Raw genomic sequence first — 18,237 nt, forward strand, 5'->3', positions numbered from 1 at the left:
GACCCGGCCCAGACTTGTCGCCCCTGATCCACCTTACTTGCCGGGGACCGGCCTGCCGACGCCGACGCCGGGCCGGGGCTTCGCGAGCGAGGCGAGGAAGTCGTCGAGCATGGCGATCTGTACCTCCTCGGGGAACCGGCCGGGGTCGAAGAGAGCCTGGACGACGAGTCCGTGGGTGAACGCGACGGCGGAGGCGGCGAGCTGCTCCGGGTCGGCGGTTGCGGGCAGCTCGCCCAGGTCGCGAGCGGCTTCGAGGTGCGGTCGGATCACCGAGCGCATCCGTGTGTAGCGGTCGGCCTGGTCCGTGCCGAGAGCATCGTCGGCGAGGGCCAGGTCCCAGGAGCTGACCCAGATGCGGTTACGGGCGATGTCGTCCGCGGTCAGCGGCAGGATGTCCAGCAGCATGGCTCCCAGGGCGGCGAGACCCGCGGTGGGGCGTTCACGCCGGGGGCGTTCCGCGGAGCGCTTCTCCAGCAGGTCCAGGGCATGGGCGACCAAGGCTCGTTTGGTCGGGAAGTAGTGCATGAGCATGCCGGTCGAGACGTCCATGGCGGAGGCGACGGCCCGTAGCGTCAGCCCGCCGAACCCCTTGTCGGCGAGTACGTGCCACACCGCCTGGGACACATCCTCACGGCGGGCTTCATGGTCTCCAGGTGCAGGGGGCATGCTGCTACCTTACATACCGAACGCTCGTTACGTATCTGACCTTGGAAGGTGCCCGTGTTTACCCTGTCACTCGGCGACAATGCACAGCTCCGCCCCCTGGAGCCCTGGCATGCGGAGGAGTTCCTCGCGCACATCGACCGCGCCCGGCCCTATGTGGACCCGTGGATACCCTGGGCGACGCTCAGCACCGACCTCGCCTCCGCCACGGCTGTCCTCCAGCGGTACGCCGACAGGCAGGCCGAGGACACCGCCCGGATCTACGGGATCCGGCTGGACGGCACGCTGGTCGGTGGCGTCATGTTCACGAAGTTCGACGCCGCTTCCGGGGTGTGCGAGATCGGCTGCTGGCTGGAGGCCGACGGGTCCGGCCGCGGACTGGTGAACCGGGCATGCCGGGCGCTGATCGACTGGGCCTTCGAGGAACGCGGGATGAGCCGGGTCGAGTGGTGGGTCGCGGCGGGCAACACCCGTAGCGTCGAGGCCGCGCGCCGGCTCGGTATGAGCCGCGACGGTGTGTTGCGCCAGCACTCTCCGTACCGGGGCATCCGGCACGACATCGAGGTCTGGTCGGTCCTCGCCGAGGAGTGGGGAGTGCCCGTGTCCGGCGTCAAGGCCGAGCTCGACGAGCTGATGCGCGCCTTCCTCGGCGCGTTCACCAACACCGGCGGCACCCGGCCGAACGTCGACGTGGTCCGTGAGGTGTTCATCCCCCAGGGAACGATCATCCAGAACGTCGGGGCCGAGCCGGTGATCTACGACCTCGACGCGTTCATCGAGCCCCGGCAGAAGAGCCTCACCGATGGAACGCTGACGGAGTTCTCCGAATGGGAGGTCACCGAGCGGACCGAAATCTTCGGTTCGGTCGCGCACCGGTTCAGCGAGTACCGCAAGTCCGGGTTCCTCGGCGGCGAGTGGTTCGAGGGCTCCGGCCGCAAGACCGTTCAGTTCGTCCGGACGCCCGCCGGTTGGAAGATGAGCTCGATGGCCTGGGACGACGCGCCGGGGACTTCCTGATCCGGCCCGGCGGCCGGGCCCGGACGGCCGTTCTCCATGTCCCGCCGCGGTACGCCCGAGCGGTCGCACGGAGGAGTACGCCGTCGGCCTCCACCCTCCACCGCCGGACCGCCGCGGCAACGGGCGACGGCCTGCTGAAGCGCATCCCCGGCCCTGCCTGCGCCCCGGCCTCGACCCGTACCGCCCGGTGAAGTCGCCTCGCCGTCCGCCGGTCGTGGACCAGAAGGTTCCGAGATCGCGGCACGCCCCTTGATCGTCGGCCCCGGTGAGCCATCGTTCTGCCGGTCCGACGGGCTGCGGTGCACCCTTCGGGCACCGGACGAGAGCGACGGCACGTACGTCATCGGCGGGGCGGCCATGCCTGCCCGGGACATTCGCCGATCGCGCGCAGGCCGGCCGCGATCGGCCGCGCGGCCCGGAAACCGGGTGCCGGGCCGCACGACCGGGATCGCTGTTGCTTTCACGTCAGCTCCCGTCCCCGATCCTGGCGGTCCTGCTGACCCACTGGGACAGGGTGAGCTGCGTGGCCCCGTTCGCGGCCGGACCGCGACGGCAGGGTGCCGCGTGGCGGTGTCCGGGAGTCCCCCGGTGCCGGCCGGTACTGGCGGCCAGGGCGTCGCGGAGAAGGAACAGGTGTACGGGCAGGGCTGCACCGCAGTCGTGCTCGTCCCGGCACGTGGGGCAGGTCTCCAGCTGGGTTCCCACCGTGCTCGCCTCGTCGGCCGCAGGGGCCTTGAGGCCGTGGTCTTCGGCCGGTCGTTCACCGATCGTGCGGTACTTCTCGGTTGCAGTGAGCATGGGAGGGTGTCCTTCCTGAGCTGGGATGCCGGTCACGCGGTCGTCGGGGCCAGGGGTTCGGGCGTGAGTGTCCCGGAGCAGGCGACGCCGGGTCGCCGGGCGGGTGCCGCGGCGTCGGGGCCGCCTTCAGCCCCGCGGTAGCCGTGGGGCGCCGGTGTGCCGCTGTGCCCTCGCGAGGCGCGACGCCCGGGATCCGGAGGAGCGGCGCTCCGCGCCGGGGGTGACCCCCGAATCGGCGGGGGCGTCCGCCCGCGACTGCCGCTTCCCTCCGGGAGCAGGCGTCGCGACGGTGAGAGACCGGGCGACGCCGCCCGGGGCGGGCGGCTGCATACGCAGCGCGAGCGACCGGCCTGCCCGAGGTGCCGTCGCCGGATCGGGGACGGCCACGAACAGAACCGTCCGGCCTCCGGAGAAAGCTGCGGCGCGGACCGCGGTCATCGATGTCGATTCGGCGTTGTACCGCTCAATCGGGCAGTGGGCTTCGATCATGGCGAAACCTCCGTTCGCCTTCCCACCTTCGCCCAGGAGCGGCCCCCGGCGCGTCGTCCCCCCGCACCGATTCCCGGCTACCACGGCTGCGGTATCCGCCACGACCGGCTACGACCGCGACGACAGGCGCATACCGCGCCGACGACTACAGGGGCGCCTGTGAGTCCCCGGATTCCGTTGCCGGACTGACCAGGCCGCACTGATAGGCGATGACTACGAGCTGGGCCCGGTCACGAGCCGCCAGCTTGGTCATGGCCCGGTTGACGTGGGTCTTGGCGGTCAGCGGGCTGACGAAGAGGCGTTCCGCGATCTCGTCGTTGGACAGCCCCAGTGCCGCCAGCCCCACGACGTCGCGCTCCCGCCGCGTCAGGCACTCCAGCCGCTCGTGCACGCCCGCCGGGCACGGGTCCGGCTGCGCGAGGAAGCGCTTGATCAGCGCACGCGTCGCCGACGGGGACAGCAGTGCCTCGCCGGCGGCGATCGTGCGGACGGCGTCGAGAAGCTCCTCGGGCCGGGCCCCCTTGCCGAGAAAGCCGCTCGCACCGGCGCGCAGGGCCTCGGCCACGTGCTCGTCGTCCTCGAAGGTGGTCAGGATGAGCACCTTCACCCCGGTGAGGTCCTCGGACTCGCTGATGAGGCGGGTGGCGTCGAGGCCGTCCATCTCCGGCATGCGGATGTCCATCAGGACCACATCGGGGCACTCCGTACGCGCCAGTTCCAGCGCTTCCTCCCCGTTGGACGCCTCCCCCACCGTCTCCATGTCATCGGTGGAATCGAAAAGCATCTTGAAGGTGCCCCGCAGCAGGGCCTGGTCATCGGCAAGCAGTACGCGAACCGTCATGCCCGTCTCTCCTCGGTGGTTTTCCCATCACCAGGCCGGGACGCAGCGGAAGTTCGGCCGTCACGGTGAAGCCGCCCTCCGGGCGCACTCCCGCGTGCAGCCAGCCCCCGACCGTGGCAGCGCGCTCACGCATCCCGATCAGTCCGTGCCCCGTCCCCGGACGGGCGTGGTCCCCTCCGGTTCGTCCGTCGTCCTCGACGGTGATCGTCAGCCGCTCGGGGCGGTAGTGCAGGAACAACCGGGCATGGTCGGCACCGGCATGCTTGTGCACGTTCGTCAGGGCCTCCTGGACGATGCGGTACGCGGCCAGGTCGACCGTCGGCGCCAGCGGTTCGGCGATGCCCCGCCGGGTATGGCTCACGGACAGACCGGCGCGCTCGAACGACGCCAGGAGCGCCGGTACGCGCGCGAGGCCCGGCATCGGATCACGCGGCGCCACGGGATCGCCGGACTGCCGCAGCAGCCCTACGGTCACGCGTAGTTCGTCCAGTGCGGACCGGCTGGTGTCCCGGATGTCCTCCAGGGCGGCCACGATCTGCTCCGGCCGCCGTTCCACCAGATGGACGGCCACGCCCGCCTGAGCGTTGATCAAGGCGATGTGGTGCGCGACGATGTCGTGCAGCTCGCGCGCGATCCGCACCCGTTCGGCCGCCACCCGTTGCTGCGCCTCCTGCTCACGCGTGCGCTCCGCGTGTTCCGCCCGCTCCTCCACGGCTGCCACATAGGCGCGACGGGAACGCACTCCGTCCCCGATGGCAGCCGGCAGCGCCGTCCACGCCAGCATCGCCGCGTTGTCGGGGGCCAGCCATGCGCGTGGGTCGCACACCACGGCGGCGCCCACCAGGACGGCGGCCGAGAAGGTTGCCGCGGTCCAGGCGGCACGGCGGTCGGTCAGCGCGGCCACGGTGTAGACCGACACCAAAACCGGGCTGATCACCAGAGGGCTCTCGCGGAATCCGAGCACCTGAAAGGCCACCCCGCAGCCAATGGCGACGGCCAGTACGCCGAAGGGGTGATGCCGCCGCCATACCAGCGCGGAGCAACCGATACCCGCCAGCACCACGGCGGGCCACCGCAAGGAGAACGTGTGCTGGTGCGGTACGACCGAGGAAGCCACGACCGCCAGCCCGAACAGCGCGGCCACGGCCAGTGCGTCCACCACACCGATCCGGGGCCGCGTCCACCGCCTCCAACCGCTGATCACCGCCATGTCACCACCGTAGGGTCAATGGCCGCATCGGGCATCGCCGCGCGGGGCAGGGGCGCCTCGGCCACCGGCCCCTGCGAGTCCGACGGGCCTTCGCCGGCGCACAGCCGTCCACGTCGTGCTGCCCGGCCTGCGGCTCCGCTGTCACGAGGACGGGCGGTGGGGGCCGGGCGGCGAGGAGTCCGAGCCGGATGCCGAGGGCGTCGGGCCCGAGGGCGTGGGCGCGGAGCCACCAGGGTCCCGGGAGACCCGAATCGGTCCGGCGACGTGCGATCACTCACACGAGCGCCCTTTGTGCGGCAGCCCCGAGGAAACGTAATATCGGCAGGTCATCGCCGCGACGGGAGACAGGAAGCCGGTGCGAATCCGGCACGGTCCCGCCACTGTGACCGGGGAGTACAACCCTTCGACATGCCACTGCGCCCGGCGCGGGAAGGCGGGGGGAGCGTCGATCCGGGAGTCAGGACACTGGCCTGTCGCGGGCCCGTTTTGAGGAGCGCGGACTCCCCAGGAGGCTCAACGTGTACTTCGGCATACCTCGCCGCCCCTGTTTCCCCCCTGCCCGGCCCCGTCGTGCCCTGCGCGCCGTCGCCGCGGCCGTCGCCCTGTCCACCACCCTGCTGATCGCGGGCTGCGGCACGGGTCACGGCTCCGCCGGGGACGCCAAGGCCACCGCCTCACCGGCCGAGGGCTTCCCGGTCAGCATCGACAACTGCGGCGTGAGGACGACGTACGTCGAACCGCCCTCGCGCGCGGTCACCATCCATCAGCACCCGGCGGAACTGATGCTCGCCCTGGGCCTGAAGGACCGTATGGTCGGCACCGCCTTCCCCGACTCGGCCGTCCTGCCCGAACTGAAGAAGGACTTCGAGGCGATACCCGAACTGGCGAGGAAGGAGCCGTCCTTCGAGACCGTCCTCGACGCGGAGCCGGACTTCGTCTACGGCGGCTACGGCAGCGCGTTCGCCGAGAACGAGGGCCGTTCCCGCAAGGCGTTCGCCGACGCCGGCATCGACACCTACCTCAACCGCGAGTACTGCGGCAAGAAGCAGGTGACGATGCGCGACACCTACGACGAGATCCGCACCGTCGGCAGCATCTTCGGCATACCGGGCCGCGCCGACAAGCTGGTGGCCGATCTCCAGGGACGCATCGACAAGGCCACCACGGCGGTCAAGAACGACGCCGAAGTCTCCGTCTTCGTGTACGACAGCGGCGACAAGACGGCCTTCACCGCGGGCGGCAAGGGCCTGGGCAGCGAGCTGATCCGGCTGGCCGGCGGCCGGAACGTCTTCGCAGACCTCGACGACGTCTTCGGCGACGTCTCCTGGGAGCAGGTCGTGGACCGCAAGCCGGAGGTCATCGCCATCTACGACTACGCGGGTTCCGGAAGCGTCCGGCAGAAGAAGGAGTTCCTGCTCTCGCAGCCCGCACTCGCCGATGTCCCCGCCGTCAAGAACAAACGGTTCGTGGTTCTGCCACTGACCGCGACCCTGGTCGGAATCCGGTCGGCGTACGCGGTCGACGGCCTGGCCCGCGGCCTGCATCCCGAGAGCTTCCGGTGACGGAGGCACCCGCGAAGGCCGGCGATGAGCCGACGACGCGGCGCCGGCGCCGCGTGAACCGGTCGGGTGACGCCGCCCTCGCGCTCACGCTGGGCGTCCTCGCGCTGCTGCTGGTGCTCTCCGCCACGGCCGGCCTGGCCATCGGCTCGGTGCACGTGCCGCCCGGCCAGGTGTGGGGCATCGTGACACACGCCCTGGGCGCCGACTGGACGGATCCCGACTGGTCCCGGGCCCGGGAGACGATCGTCCTCGACGTGCGCGCACCGCGCGTGCTGCTCGGGGCCGTGACCGGGGCCGGACTCGCGGTGGTGGGCACCGCCATGCAGGCCCTGATCCGCAACCCGCTCGCCGAGCCGTACCTGCTGGGCGTCTCCTCCGGAGCCTCCCTCGGCGCGGTATCGGTGATCGTCTTCGGCGTGAGTGTGTTCGGGCCGGTGTCGCTGTCGGCCGCCGCGTTCGCCGGTGCCCTGGGCTCGCTGCTGGTGGTGTACGCGACCGCCCGCACCGGCGGACGCATCACCTCGGTGCGGCTCGTGCTGTCCGGTGTGGCGACCGCGGCGGTGCTCACCGCGTTGATGGACCTGCTGCTGCTCACCACCGGCCGGGGCAACGAGGCCCGCGCGGTCCTCGCGTGGACCCTCGGCGGCCTCGGCGGTGTCGACTGGGGCACGTTGTGGCTGCCCAGCGCGGCCCTGCTGCTCGGCATCGCCGTCCTCCTGGTGCAGTCACGGCACCTGAACCTGCTGCTCGCCGGTGAAGAGGCGGCCACGACCATGGGACTGGACGTGGCCCGGTTCCGGACCCGCATGTTCGTCCTGCTGTCCCTCGTCACCGGCGTCCTGGTCGCGGCGGCCGGACCGATCGGCTTCGTCGGCCTGATGCTGCCGCACATCGTGCGCCTCTTCGTCGGCGGCGACCACCGCCGCGTGCTGCCGACGGCCGCACTGGGCGGAGCGGTCTTCCTGATCTGGGCCGACATCGCCGCACGCACCGTCGCCGCCCCCATGGAGATCCCCGTCGGGGTGCTCACGGCGTTGTGCGGTGGTCCCTTCTTCCTCTGGCTCATGCGCCGCGACGCCCGCCGGAACGCCGACCCAGGAGTGGCATGAGCGCGACCGAACTCGCCGTCGACGGCGTCACCCTGACCGCCGGGGCACGCCACCTCGTCCGGGACGTCTCACTGCGGGCCCGCCCCGGCGAGGTGGTCGGCCTGGTCGGCCCCAACGGCAGCGGCAAGTCCAGCCTCCTGCGCGCCGTCTACCGCGTCCTGCGCCCCGACGCCGGACAGGTACGGATCGACGGTACCGACGCCTGGTCCCTGCCCGTACGCAGGCTGGCACGGACCCTGGCCGCAGTGGTGCAGGAGCCCGCCGCCGGTTTCGACCTGACGGTACGGGAGGTCGTCGCCATGGGCCGCACCCCGCACAAGGGCCTGCTCGCGGGCGACACCGCCGAGGATGCCCGGCTGATCGAGTCGGCCCTTGCGGCCGTGGACGCCACCCTCCTGGCCGGCCGCCCCTTCGACCGGCTGTCCGGCGGCGAACGCCAGCGCGTACTCATCGCCCGTGCCCTCGCCCAGCAGCCCTCGCTGCTCGTCCTCGACGAACCCACCAACCACCTGGACATACGCCACCAGCTCGAAGTCCTCGGCATACTGCGCCAACTCCCCGCCACCGTCCTGGTCGCGCTCCACGACCTCAATCTGGCCGCGTACTACTGCGACCGCCTCTACGTCCTGTGCGACGGCGAGGTCATCGTGTCGGGACCGCCCGCCGAGGTACTCACCGTGGAACTACTGCACGAGGTGTACGGGGTGGCGGGAGAGGTGGTCGTTCATCCGCGCACCGGGGCACCCCACGTCACCTTCCTCCCCGCGGCGATCGGCCGGCCGACCCCGGCCGCCGCGACGGACCACTCCGCATCGTGAGCGGGCGGGCGCCTGGGCCATCGGCATCCTCAACACCCCTGTGGGCGCCGGTCGTTGCGGCCACGGCCTGCCCCTGCGAGGCGATCAGCCGTGCCGGGCCGTTCCGTCGGCGGCGTTCCGCCAGCGGTGAAGGAAGTACGGGAGGACGCTCGTTGTCATGCCGACGGCACCGATCCACAGTGCGGCTCTCGCTCCGAACAGAGAGCCCGAGACTCCTCCCAAGAGCCCGCCGAGCGGAATGCCGCCCCAGGACACGAACCGGGCCGTCGCGTTCATCCGGCCCAGGAGCCGGTCCGGTGTGAGGGTCTGCTGGAAGGACGATTGAGCCACAAAGCGGACGACTCCCCCCAGGGAAAGGCACGCGAGTCCGAGCGCAGCCGCGTACAGGCTCCAACCCGGGTGCGCCAGCGGCATCAGGGCGGTCAGCGGACAGGTGACAAGCGGTGCGAGCCAGATGACCGGGCCCTGGCCGACCCGCTGCGCGACCCTGGTCGCCGACAGCGCGCCCAGCAGGGCACCACAGCCCATTCCCGACAGGACGAGGCCGATGCCGAAGGACTCGAGGTTCATCTCCCTCTTCAAGAAGACCAGCAGCATGGTTTGGTACATGACCAGGAAGAGGTTGAATATCGCGTCTCCCAGGATGAGGGCACGCAGGACCGGATGCCTGAGAACGAACCTCAGCCCCTCTTTGACGTCTCGAAGCAGCTTCGGGTGCTCACTCGGCTCCGGCTTCGGCTCGTGGGTGCGGATACCGGTCGCGAGCAGACCCGACATCGCCATCCCGGCGGAGCTGACCAGAAGCGTCGCAGGAGCTCCGAGCCAGCCGACCAGCGGCCCTGCCATCCCTGGCCCACTGATACTGGTCACCGAGCGTATCGCCGAGAGTTTTGAGTTCCCTTCGACGAGATTGCCGCGTCCCACCAGGTGCGGCAGACAGCTGGCGTACGCCACATCGAAGAAGACCGTCAGCACTCCATGGACCGACGCGACCGCGTAGAGCCACCAGATCGTCAGAAGACCCGACCACCACGCCAGCGGTATCGTCGAAAGGGCCACCGCCCTCGCGAGATCGGTGCTGATCATCACCGACCGCTTCCGCATGCGGTCCACCCACGCGCCTGCCGGCAGCCCGACCAGGAGTGAGCCTGCCGTGGTCATCGCGGTCAGTGATCCGACCTGGAACTCGTCGGCGTCCAAGGCCACGATCGCGACCAGAGGCAGCGCCAGAAAAACAATGCGATCGCCCAGCTGGCCGAGCGCGGTGGCGGCGGACAACCGCCCGAAGTCCGGATCGCGGAAGAGTCCGAGCCGGGAGGGTGATGACATTCGAGTCACCTACTGTCGGCCTTCAGATTTCGCTGTACTGGCTTCAACGGGCTGCGGCCGGTCGACTCCGAACTCGTAGACCACTTCCCGGCGTACGTCCGGAATGACGATGTCGGCGGTCTCCACCGGCCGTCCGTCGGTGTCGTAGATGGTCCGCTCGATCTGGAGCACCAGGTCCCCGACGCTGATGCCCAGCAGGTTCGCCTGCGCCTGGGTGGCACGAGCCGGGCGCGGCAGCTCGACCACGGTCTCGATGTCCACGCCGATGGAGCGCATGCGCTCGACCACGCCCTTTCCCGCGAGGGGGCCCGTCTCGGGCAGCACGATGGGCGTTCCGTCCGTGAGGGCCATCGGCTCCCAGGATTCGGAGAGCTGGACGGGCTGCCCGTCGGCGAGGAATTCGTAGTGCGTGGTGACGCAGAGGTCTCCGGAGCTGATCGCGAGCCTCTCGGCGATTGCCGCAGGGGCGGGGACGCGCGCCTGGCTGTGCGAATCCCAGGCTCCGGCCCTGCCCCGCTCCGTCGCCCCGGCGAGGGAGCGGGAGCCGCCCCGGCGTTCGCGGTGCCGCGAACGCACCATCCGCAGGCGCTCACGCGGCATGCGGACATAGGTGCCCGAGCCCGCGCGTCCTTCGAGGAGGCCCTTGACGATCAGCCCGTCCACGGCCCTCTGCATGACGTTGCGTCCGACGCCGTACTCCTCGGCGAGCTGTGCCCGGGACGGCAGGCGTTCACCGATCTCCCACTCGCCCGCGAGAATCCGTGCGCACAGCGCGTCGGCCACTGCAAGGTACGGCGCCTCTCGGGGCATTGGGGACCCTCCGACTGTTCTGCTGCGCGGCAGCTGGTAATTCCAGCGGCGTTGGCAAGCTACTGCACCAGGTGAAAGCTACTGGAGTAGAAATACGCTCGGTGCCGGACCCGGCCCGGCCGGGCGGGACCACCCGTGCGCGTCCAGCACGTCGCCGGCGAGACCGCCGGCCTCCGGCAGTGCGTCACCAAGCCGTCCGGGCGGTGGCGTTCAGACCTTGCCGGCGTCCGTTGCATCCGGCGAGCGGAACCGGACCGGTGCCCGGAAGCGGGCGCGTCGCGCGGCTCTGCGGAAGGTGGTGAGCACCGCCGGCCCGGCGAGCGTGATGCAGACGAAGTTGGTGACGGCACGGCCGGTGTCCCAGCCGAGGGAGGTGGCGAGGTCGAAGGCGACGTAGCGGTGCCACTGTTCGGTGAAGGGCAGCCCGGGGAGGTAGGCGAGGGAGCTGCCCGGATCGAGGGAGAAGGGCCAGAAGGAGAGGTTGAGCAGGAATCCGAAGAGGTAGCCCGAGACGGATCCGTACACGGCGAGCAGAAGCACTTCCCGTCGGCCGGTCGCAGGGGGGAGGAAGCCGGCGAGCATGCCGACGAAGGCGCAGCCGAACATCTGGTAGGGCATCCAGGGTCCGACGCCACCGGTGATGAGGGCGGAGGTGAAGAGTGAGGTGCAGCCGAGGGTGAATCCGAAGCCGGGCCCGTAGACGCGGCCGGCCAGGACGAGGACGAAGAAGACGGTTTCGATGCCTGCGGTTCCCGCGCCGAGGGGGCGCAGGGCCGCGTTGACGGCGGACAGGACGCCGAGCATGGCGAGTGCTTTGGAGTTGATGCCGCCCTCGGCGATCTCGGAGAGCACCACGCACAGGACGAGGACGAGCAGCACGCCGAAGATCAGGGGTGGTGCGTAGCTGGAGCCGAGTTTTCCCGGGGCAACGACGAACGGCCAGAAGAACGCGACCAGTCCGACGAACGCGGCCAGGGCGATGACCACGCCTGCGCGTGGAGTCAGGCGAATGGCGGACGCGGTGCGGGTGGTCACGTGCCGGCCTCGCTTCCGGTGTGCGCGGTGGTCTCGGCGAGGGCCGAGGTGACCTGGTCGACGGTGAGGAACGGCAGTGGGGCCAGGATCTTGGCGGTCTGGGGCGCGAAGACGGGTGAGGCGACGATGACGTCGGTGGTGGGGCCGTCGGCGACGATGTCTCCTTCGGCCATGACGACGACCCGGTCGGCGGCGCGGGCGACGAACTCGACGTCGTGTGTGGCGATGACGACGGCCCGCCCCTCGGCGGCGAGGCTGTCCACGATGCCGATGAGTTCCGTCTTCGCCCGGTAGTCGAGGCCGCGGGTCGGTTCGTCGAGGAGGAGCACGCTCGGTGCGGCGGACAGCTGGATCGCCAGGACCAGTGCCAGTTTCTGGCCCTCGGACAGGTCGCGGGGGTGGGTGGTGCCGTCGATGCCGGGTGCGAGCCGGTCGAGGATCGACCGTGCGTCTTCGTTCTCCGGTCCGGCGAGGGCCGACTCCTTGTCGGCCTGGGCGAGTTCCTGTTCGACGCTTTCCAGGTAGAGGAGGTCGGCGGGTGTCTGCGGGACGAGTCCGATGGACCGGCGTGCTTCGGCCGGTGGCATCGCGTGGGGATCCCCCGACGCCCGTCCTTCCGGCCCGGTGGTGACCCGTACGGTTCCCGACGTGCGTGGGCCTGAGCCCTGGAGTGCCCAGAGGAGGGAGGACTTCCCTGATCCGTTGCGGCCCATCAGCGCGGTGATTTCGCCACCGCGCAGTTCGAGGCCGATCTCCCGGACGGCGGGGAAGCCGCGGTGGCTGACGGTGACGTCCCGCGCCTTCAGCAGCGTCGGCCGGCCGCCTGCCGGCCGGGGCCGGCCGGACACGGGCCGATGTGCGGCCAGGCGGGTGCGCAGGGGTGCCGCGGCGCGGCGGGCGTCGCGGATCGACAGGGGAAGCGGGGACCATCCGGCGGCCCGGCCGAGGTCCACGATCGGTGGCGCGATGGTTGACGTACGGAAAATCTCGGCCGGTGTGCCGTGGACCACGCGGCCGTCGCCGGGGAGGTGGACGACGCGGTCGGCGTACTGGACGACTCGCTCCAGGCGGTGCTCTGCCATGAGTACGGTGACCCCGAGGTCGTGGACGAGGCGGGTGACAGCCGCGAGGACCTCCTCTGCCGCGCTGGGGTCGAGTGCCGAGGTGGGTTCGTCGAGGACCAGGACGCGGGGGTGGGCGGTGAGGACCGATCCGATGGCGACGCGTTGCTGCTGTCCGCCGGAGAGTTCGTGCAGCGCGCGATGGCGCAGATCAGCGAGGCCCAGAAGGTCCAGCGTCTCCTCGACCCGCTTGCGCATGACGTGCGGGGCGATGGCCAACTGTTCCATCGCGTACGCCAGTTCCTCTTCGACGGTGTCGGTGACGAATCCGTCGAGCGGGTCCTGTCCGACCACGCCGACCACGTCCGCGAGCTCGCGGGGCGGGTGATCCGCGGTGTCTCGTCCGTCGACGGTGACACGGCCGAAGAGGGTGCCGCCGGTGAAGTGCGGGACCAGCCCGTTGACGGTGCCCAGGAGGGTGGATTTGCCGACGCCGGTGTGCCCGACGACCAGGCAGAGTTCGCCCTCCTCGACCGTGAGGTCGACCTCGCGCAGGGCAGGCTGGGCCGTGTCGTCGTACTGGACGGTGACCTGGTCGAAGATGATCACGTGGTCTCGGCTCTCTGGGTGCGCTGCGCGGGTACGACATGCTGCGGGACCGGTGGCGGAGCGAGGAATCCTGCGGTTCCGGCGAGCAGGATCGCGAGGGTCGGGACGAGCGGCAGGGAGGGCCAACTGAGCGGGTGGATCGAAGGATTGAGCTCCGCGGCGTCGTAGCCGATGTTGCTGAACAGCAGGATCGCCGAGAGGACCCCTGCCCCGGCGACGGTCCACTCGGGCACGCGCCAGGGATCGGGCCGGTAGGTGGTGCGGGTGACCCGGCGTCCTCCCAGGCGCAGTCCCGCGACGCACAGCAGTGCGCCGACCGCCGTGGCGGGCAGTCCGAGGAAAGTCGGTGCGGTGGCGTCGAGGAGGCCGTAGGCCCCGGCGCACAGGCCGCACATGCCGAGCAGCATCAGGGCCCCGGTCGTCCGGCGGGAGCGGCGGGTGGCGGTGCCGGCCCGTCCGTAGCCGCGCGAGTCCATGCCGGCGGCCAGGCGCAAGGAGCGTTCGAGCGCGTCCTCCAGGACGGGTACGACGATGCCGCGCAGTGCCTTCAGGCCCTTGCTGCGTCCGGCGCGCAGTCGGCGTGCCCTGGCCACGCGCTGCACGCTCTGCACGAGTTGGGGGGCGACGCTGATGGCGACGGTGACGGCGACGCCGAGTTCGTGGAGTGCGCCGGGCAGGACGCGTAGGGCTCGTTTGGGGTTGGCGAGTGTGTTGGCGGCTCCGATGCAGCACAGCATGCAGGCCAGCCGCAGTCCGTCGGTGGCGGCCGAGAGCAGGGCTTCCAGCGATACGGGTCCGCCGAGCTGGATGCCCGCATACCAGTCGGGGGTGGGGATGTGCGGGAGGGAGAAGAGGAAGTGGTCGTGGCGGGTGATGCCGGTGGCGAAGACGGTCCGGAAGAGGACGCGGACCGTGACGACGGTGAGGGCGAGGTAGAGGTAGTACTTGAATCCTCGGGCCCAGGGGGCTTCGGTACGGCGTGCGGTGACGACGTAGCCGAGGACGGCGAGCACGAGGAACAGCAGCAATGGGTTGTTGGTGCGGCTGACGGCCGTGGCCAGGGCGAGGGCCCAGATCCACCAGGCGACCGGATGCAGGATTCTGGGCAGCCGGCGGCCGCCCGCGTCCGGGGCGCGGCCGCGGGCGGGAGCCGTCTCAGGAGGGGTACGCGGCACGGCCCTACTCCGTACGGCGTCGGCGTCTGGCCGCGAACACGGCCGCCCCGCCGACCACCACGACCAGCGCACCGCCCGCCACCACGGGCGTCAGCGATCCCGCGTCGTGCTGCGCGTCGGCCGCCGGGGCGGCGTCGACGACCTTGGCACCGGCGCCGGACGCCGCTGCCGATTCCCGGCCGGTGCCGTCGGCCGACGGGCTGGAGGGCCCGGGGTGCGACGGGCTGGGCGACGGGCCCGTAGACGGCTTCGCGGAAGCGGAAGCAGACGGGGACTTGGACGGCTCGGGCTTCTTCTCCGCCGGGGCCGGACCGGTGTCCGTGCCCGGCGGCAGCGCGGGGGCGCGGTCCGTCGCTGCGGGCCTGCCCGCGCCGCCGCTCGGCTCGGTGTTGTGGGCGCGCAGTTGGTCGGGGGTGACCCGGGGGCGGCCCTCGGTGCCCTCGATGTCGGTGCCGCCGAAGATCCACAGGTCGACGCTGCCGGGCTTCGGCTTGTAGAGCATGGCGCCGAGTTGGCTGTACTCCCACGTGTTCGTACCCGGGGCGGCGTGCCAGTAGGACCAGTAGGCGGAGGCGGGCGGGGTCAGGACGCAGTCGTCCTGCTGCGGTGTCGGGTACTGCTTGCCGCTCTGGTAACCGCTGTAGCCGATACGGCAGATGAACGCCGGGCCGTCGTGTCCGGTGCCGGTGGTGCCCCAGCCGCCCTGGTTGAGCAGTTCGTACCCGGTGGTGGGTGTGGTGCCGCAGGAACGGTAGACGGGGCCGCCCCAGTGGCTGAAGTCGACGGCGAGGACGACCCCCGACGTGGTGGTGCACCGGCCCATGGGCTGCGGATCGGCCGCAGCGGTGGGCGCCGTCGCTGTCAGGGCCGCGACGGCCAGTCCGAGTGCGGCCGCGGCGTGTGCGGCCCGGTGCCTCAGGGGAACAGTCACCGCTGCTCCCCGGTGGCCCTGCGGCGGCGGGCGGCGACGACCGTGCCCCGGCCGGCAGCGATGAGCGCCGCTGCGCTCGCCGCGATCACGCCGGCCTGCGCGCCGGTGGAGGCGAGCGCTCCCCCGCCGGAGCCCCCGGTGCCGACGGTGCCGCCCGTGCCGCCCGCGGTGTCGCCAGGGGTGACGATGGCGGGTGTGGAGGAACTCGCACCGGGCGCGGGCCGGGGCGTGGTACCGGTCAGGCTGCGTTGCAGGACGCCGAACGAGATGCCGGTGGACCCGCCGACGGCCTGGGTGGACGCGCGCAGGTCGGAGCCGCGCTGGCCTTCCTTCGCGACGTTGAAGCCCCCGTCGTCGTTCTGCTGGGAGGCGAGGAACTTCCGTGCCTCGGCGATCTCGGCAGCGTACTTCCGCGCGTCGAGCGACAGTCCCTGGATCGCGAGGGCGGCGGAGTTGACGGAGTTGCCCGCCGCGCCGGGGAACCCGCCGCCGGGAAGCTGCTTGCCGGCGATCCAGGCGATCGCCTTGCTGACGGCCTTCTCGGCCCTGTCGCCGCCGGCCAGGTCCAGGGCCATGGCGGCGATGGCGGTGGAGTCGACGTCGGAGTCGTCGGTGGAGGGGATCAGGCTGGGCCAGGCGCCGTTGCCGTGTTGCAGGCTCTCCAGGTAGGCGATCGGCTCCTGCGCCGCCGTCTTCTCCCCGGCGCGCAGCTGAGCCGTGATCGCCAGGGACTGGGCGAAGACGGAAGGGGCGTAGGTGTAGGCCCCCTGGGCGGCGCAGCTGCGGTCAGGCGCCTTGCTCGGCGCCTTGCACACGGCCTGGCCGAGGGCGGCGATCATGTCCTTCCCGCCGAAGTTCCGCGGGTCGCGACCCACCGCCTCCGCCAGCAGTGCGGTCTTCCCGAGGGAGCCTCCGGCGGCGTACTTCGTACCCGCGCCGGTCCAGTCGTGCACGGTCCGGCCCTCGCCGTCCCTGCCGTTGCTGTCGAGGAAGTCGACGATGCCGCGCAGTTCGGCTTGGGCGAGGCCGGTGGCGGCAAGCGCGTAGGCACCGTCGATGGTGAGGCCGAAGTCCGCGCGGGTCGAGCCGGGACCGGCGGCGTAGTACCGGCCCTGCTGGAGATGGGACGGCCGGGTGAGGTAGGAGACACCCTTCTTGAGGTCGGGGCCCTCTCCTGCCGGTGTGGTGGGGTGCGTGGTGGGCGGCTCGGTCGTCGGTGGGCCGGTCGGGTCCGCCTTCTTCGCCGTCAGGTGCGCGAGGTCGGTGCCCGCTCCCGCGAGGACGGCCGGGGCCGTCGGATACGGGGCCGGTTCGGTGGCCCCCTCTTCGAAGCCGAAGCCGCCGCCGTCCAGTTGCCGGCGCGACAGCCACGAGACACCCGCGTCCGCCTGTGCGGTGTCCCCGACTGCGCGCAGCGCCTGTGCCGCGTAGGCGGTGGCCGTGACGCTGCCCGTTGTGGCACCGGTGTAGCCGGGGAACGAACCGTCCTCGCGCTGGGCCTTCTTCAGGTACGCCCGTGCCCTGGTCACGGCTGCCTCGTGGCCGCCCGCCCGGTGCAGGGCGAGGGTCACGACGCCCGTGGTCGCGGGGTCACCGTCGCAGTACTCCCCGGGGCGGATGAGGATGCTTGTGATCCCGCCGCCGTCGCACTGCACCTGGGTCAGCCGGTCCACGGCGGCGGCCGGGGGTTCGACGCCGGCCCGCAGAAGCGCCAGCACGGACAGCGCCTGGCCGTCGGTGTACGTGGCGTTGCGGAAGTCGCCCCTGGCGGTGCAGCCGGGGGTCGGACTGCCGGACTCGGGACCGGCGGCGCAGACGTTCCTGGTCAGGTCGCCGATCAGGTCGTGTCCCCCGAAGTGGTGCGGGTCGCCCTCGGTAATCTCGGCGAGCAGCGCGAGGCGCGCGGCGGCGGTCGCGTCGGGGGCCCGGTCCTTGCCCGCCGGGTAGGCATATCCGTCGGTGTGCGCGGCGAGAAAGGCGGTGACCTTGTCGAGAGTCGCGCTCCTGCCGTCCGCGGCGCCCAGCGCGTAGGCGGTTTCGGTGGTCAGGAGGTAGTTGGTGTCGGCGCCGTCGTCGACGATGCGTTCGCCGTCCTTCAGGGCACTTCTGAGCCACCGAGCGGCGGCCGGTACGTCGACCGAGCCGGGAGGGACGGTGGGTGTGCCGCCGGGGTCGGGTGTGGTGCTGCCGCCCCCGGCACGGACCTCGTCGGGGGTGAAGGCCGGCTTGCCGGTGGTGCCGCCGACGTCGGTGCCGCCGAACACCCAGGCGTCCACGTCGCCGTTCTTGGGCTTGCGGTCCATGGCGCCGTACTGGCTGTAGGTCCATGTGTCCTGGCCGGGCGAGGCGGTCCAGTAGGACCAGTAGGCGGTGGCGGGCGGGGTGAGGACGCAGGACTCCTTGTCCTCGGTCGGCTGCTGGGCACCGGCGCCGAAACCGATGCGGCAGATGAAGGCCGGCCCGTCGTGCTGGGTGCCCGTGGTGGTGAAGCCACCCTTGTGGAGGAGTTCGTAGCCGGTGGTCGGGGTGGTGTCGCAGCCGCGCTCGACCTTCCCGCCGAAGGGCCCGAAGTCGACGGCGACGACGGCGCCCTTGGTGGCGGTGCAGTCGTCGAGGGCATCGGCCGCAGCCGGGGTGACGGTGATGAACGTCACGCAGGCAGCGAACATGAGACCCATCGCCGCCAGCAGTGCCAGGGGGCCTGCGGCCGCGCCCTGTCCGCCTTTTCGTCTCTCGGTCCCCACCACGGCCCCCTCGTCCGGTGTCCGCACGAACGGAAA

15 protein-coding genes and 1 riboswitch are annotated in these 18,237 nt (G+C 71.4%); of the genes, 4 read left to right on the forward strand and 11 right to left on the reverse strand.

Annotated elements, in window-relative coordinates:
• Positions 1-33: 33 nt before the first annotated feature.
• On the reverse strand, positions 34-666 hold the full coding sequence (locus ACFVT1_RS15390; RefSeq protein WP_389795379.1) for a TetR/AcrR family transcriptional regulator: 633 nt from the start codon (positions 664-666) through the stop codon (positions 34-36).
• 54 nt (positions 667-720) lie between these two features.
• Between ACFVT1_RS15390 and ACFVT1_RS15395 the strand changes: the two genes are divergently transcribed.
• Positions 721-1,680, forward strand: coding sequence for a GNAT family N-acetyltransferase (locus ACFVT1_RS15395; protein WP_389795380.1), 960 nt, complete (start codon positions 721-723; stop codon positions 1,678-1,680).
• A gap of 465 nt (positions 1,681-2,145) precedes the next feature.
• Here the strand turns inward: ACFVT1_RS15395 and ACFVT1_RS15400 are convergent, their stop codons facing one another.
• From ACFVT1_RS15400 to ACFVT1_RS15410, 3 genes are all read right to left on the reverse strand, one after another.
• Positions 2,146-2,478 carry a zf-HC2 domain-containing protein gene (locus tag ACFVT1_RS15400; RefSeq protein WP_389795382.1) on the reverse strand — a complete coding sequence of 111 codons (333 nt, stop codon included), beginning with the start codon at positions 2,476-2,478 and terminating at the stop codon, positions 2,146-2,148.
• A gap of 634 nt (positions 2,479-3,112) precedes the next feature.
• Complete coding sequence (locus tag ACFVT1_RS15405) at positions 3,113-3,808, reverse strand: response regulator (protein WP_389795384.1); 696 nt, start codon at positions 3,806-3,808, stop codon at positions 3,113-3,115.
• Positions 3,780-5,018: a sensor histidine kinase gene (locus ACFVT1_RS15410; protein WP_389795386.1), complete on the reverse strand. Its 1,239-nt coding sequence runs from the start codon at positions 5,016-5,018 to the stop codon at positions 3,780-3,782. The genes ACFVT1_RS15405 and ACFVT1_RS15410 overlap by 29 nt, the downstream gene beginning before the upstream one ends.
• A gap of 306 nt (positions 5,019-5,324) precedes the next feature.
• Positions 5,325-5,507, forward strand: a riboswitch (cobalamin riboswitch).
• A 29-nt stretch (positions 5,508-5,536) separates the two neighbouring features.
• Here ACFVT1_RS15410 and ACFVT1_RS15415 point away from each other — a divergent pair.
• Genes ACFVT1_RS15415 through ACFVT1_RS15425 form a run of 3 tightly spaced genes read left to right on the forward strand, consistent with a single transcriptional unit; the run spans position 5,537 to position 8,507 of the window.
• Positions 5,537-6,580 (forward strand): ABC transporter substrate-binding protein, encoded by a 1,044-nt coding sequence (locus ACFVT1_RS15415; protein WP_389795388.1) that lies wholly within the window; start codon positions 5,537-5,539, stop codon positions 6,578-6,580.
• 53 nt (positions 6,581-6,633) lie between these two features.
• Positions 6,634-7,689, forward strand: coding sequence for a FecCD family ABC transporter permease (locus tag ACFVT1_RS15420; RefSeq protein ID WP_389795501.1), 1,056 nt, complete (start codon positions 6,634-6,636; stop codon positions 7,687-7,689).
• Positions 7,686-8,507 carry an ABC transporter ATP-binding protein gene (locus ACFVT1_RS15425; protein ID WP_389795390.1) on the forward strand — a complete coding sequence of 274 codons (822 nt, stop codon included), beginning with the start codon at positions 7,686-7,688 and terminating at the stop codon, positions 8,505-8,507. The genes ACFVT1_RS15420 and ACFVT1_RS15425 overlap by 4 nt, the downstream gene beginning before the upstream one ends.
• Before the next feature lie 84 nt (positions 8,508-8,591).
• Here ACFVT1_RS15425 and ACFVT1_RS15430 read toward each other — a convergent pair whose 3' ends face one another.
• The 7 genes from ACFVT1_RS15430 to ACFVT1_RS15460 form a co-directional block, all read right to left on the reverse strand.
• Positions 8,592-9,836 carry an MFS transporter gene (locus ACFVT1_RS15430; RefSeq protein ID WP_389795392.1) on the reverse strand — a complete coding sequence of 415 codons (1,245 nt, stop codon included), beginning with the start codon at positions 9,834-9,836 and terminating at the stop codon, positions 8,592-8,594.
• Between the two features lie 9 nt (positions 9,837-9,845).
• Complete coding sequence (locus ACFVT1_RS15435; protein WP_389795394.1) at positions 9,846-10,646, reverse strand: GntR family transcriptional regulator; 801 nt, start codon at positions 10,644-10,646, stop codon at positions 9,846-9,848.
• Positions 10,647-10,856: 210 nt separating this feature from the next.
• Positions 10,857-11,681 (reverse strand): ECF transporter S component, encoded by an 825-nt coding sequence (locus tag ACFVT1_RS15440; RefSeq protein WP_389795396.1) that lies wholly within the window; start codon positions 11,679-11,681, stop codon positions 10,857-10,859.
• The gene (locus ACFVT1_RS15445) at positions 11,678-13,351 is read right to left on the reverse strand and encodes an ABC transporter ATP-binding protein (RefSeq protein ID WP_389795398.1); all 1,674 of its coding nucleotides are present in this window, start codon (positions 13,349-13,351) and stop codon (positions 11,678-11,680) included. The genes ACFVT1_RS15440 and ACFVT1_RS15445 overlap by 4 nt, the downstream gene beginning before the upstream one ends.
• Positions 13,348-14,526: a CbiQ family ECF transporter T component gene (locus ACFVT1_RS15450; protein WP_389795400.1), complete on the reverse strand. Its 1,179-nt coding sequence runs from the start codon at positions 14,524-14,526 to the stop codon at positions 13,348-13,350. Before ACFVT1_RS15450 ends, ACFVT1_RS15445 begins: the two co-directional genes overlap by 4 nt.
• Before the next feature lie 4 nt (positions 14,527-14,530).
• On the reverse strand, positions 14,531-15,457 hold the full coding sequence (locus tag ACFVT1_RS15455) for a hypothetical protein (RefSeq protein ID WP_389795402.1): 927 nt from the start codon (positions 15,455-15,457) through the stop codon (positions 14,531-14,533).
• Positions 15,454-18,135 (reverse strand): prenyltransferase/squalene oxidase repeat-containing protein, encoded by a 2,682-nt coding sequence (locus ACFVT1_RS15460; RefSeq protein ID WP_389795503.1) that lies wholly within the window; start codon positions 18,133-18,135, stop codon positions 15,454-15,456. Before ACFVT1_RS15460 ends, ACFVT1_RS15455 begins: the two co-directional genes overlap by 4 nt.
• Between the last annotated feature and the right edge of the window lie 102 nt (positions 18,136-18,237).

Source organism: Streptomyces sp. NPDC057963, from assembly GCF_042887155.1.
Taxonomy (GTDB): Bacteria; Actinomycetota; Actinomycetes; order Streptomycetales; family Streptomycetaceae; genus Streptomyces.

What these genes read in the sequence shown, in the direction of transcription:
- ACFVT1_RS15390 (WP_389795379.1), bottom strand. Translation starts at nt 666, where the DNA reads ATGCCCCCTGCACCTGGAGACCATGAAGCCCGCCGTGAGGATGTGTCC.
- ACFVT1_RS15400 (WP_389795382.1), bottom strand. Translation starts at nt 2,478, where the DNA reads ATGCTCACTGCAACCGAGAAGTACCGCACGATCGGTGAACGACCGGCC.
- ACFVT1_RS15405 (WP_389795384.1), bottom strand. Translation starts at nt 3,808, where the DNA reads ATGACGGTTCGCGTACTGCTTGCCGATGACCAGGCCCTGCTGCGGGGC.
- ACFVT1_RS15410 (WP_389795386.1), bottom strand. Translation starts at nt 5,018, where the DNA reads ATGGCGGTGATCAGCGGTTGGAGGCGGTGGACGCGGCCCCGGATCGGT.
- ACFVT1_RS15425 (WP_389795390.1), top strand. Translation starts at nt 7,686, where the DNA reads ATGAGCGCGACCGAACTCGCCGTCGACGGCGTCACCCTGACCGCCGGG.
- ACFVT1_RS15430 (WP_389795392.1), bottom strand. Translation starts at nt 9,836, where the DNA reads ATGTCATCACCCTCCCGGCTCGGACTCTTCCGCGATCCGGACTTCGGG.
- ACFVT1_RS15435 (WP_389795394.1), bottom strand. Translation starts at nt 10,646, where the DNA reads ATGCCCCGAGAGGCGCCGTACCTTGCAGTGGCCGACGCGCTGTGCGCA.
- ACFVT1_RS15460 (WP_389795503.1), bottom strand. Translation starts at nt 18,135, where the DNA reads ATGGGTCTCATGTTCGCTGCCTGCGTGACGTTCATCACCGTCACCCCG.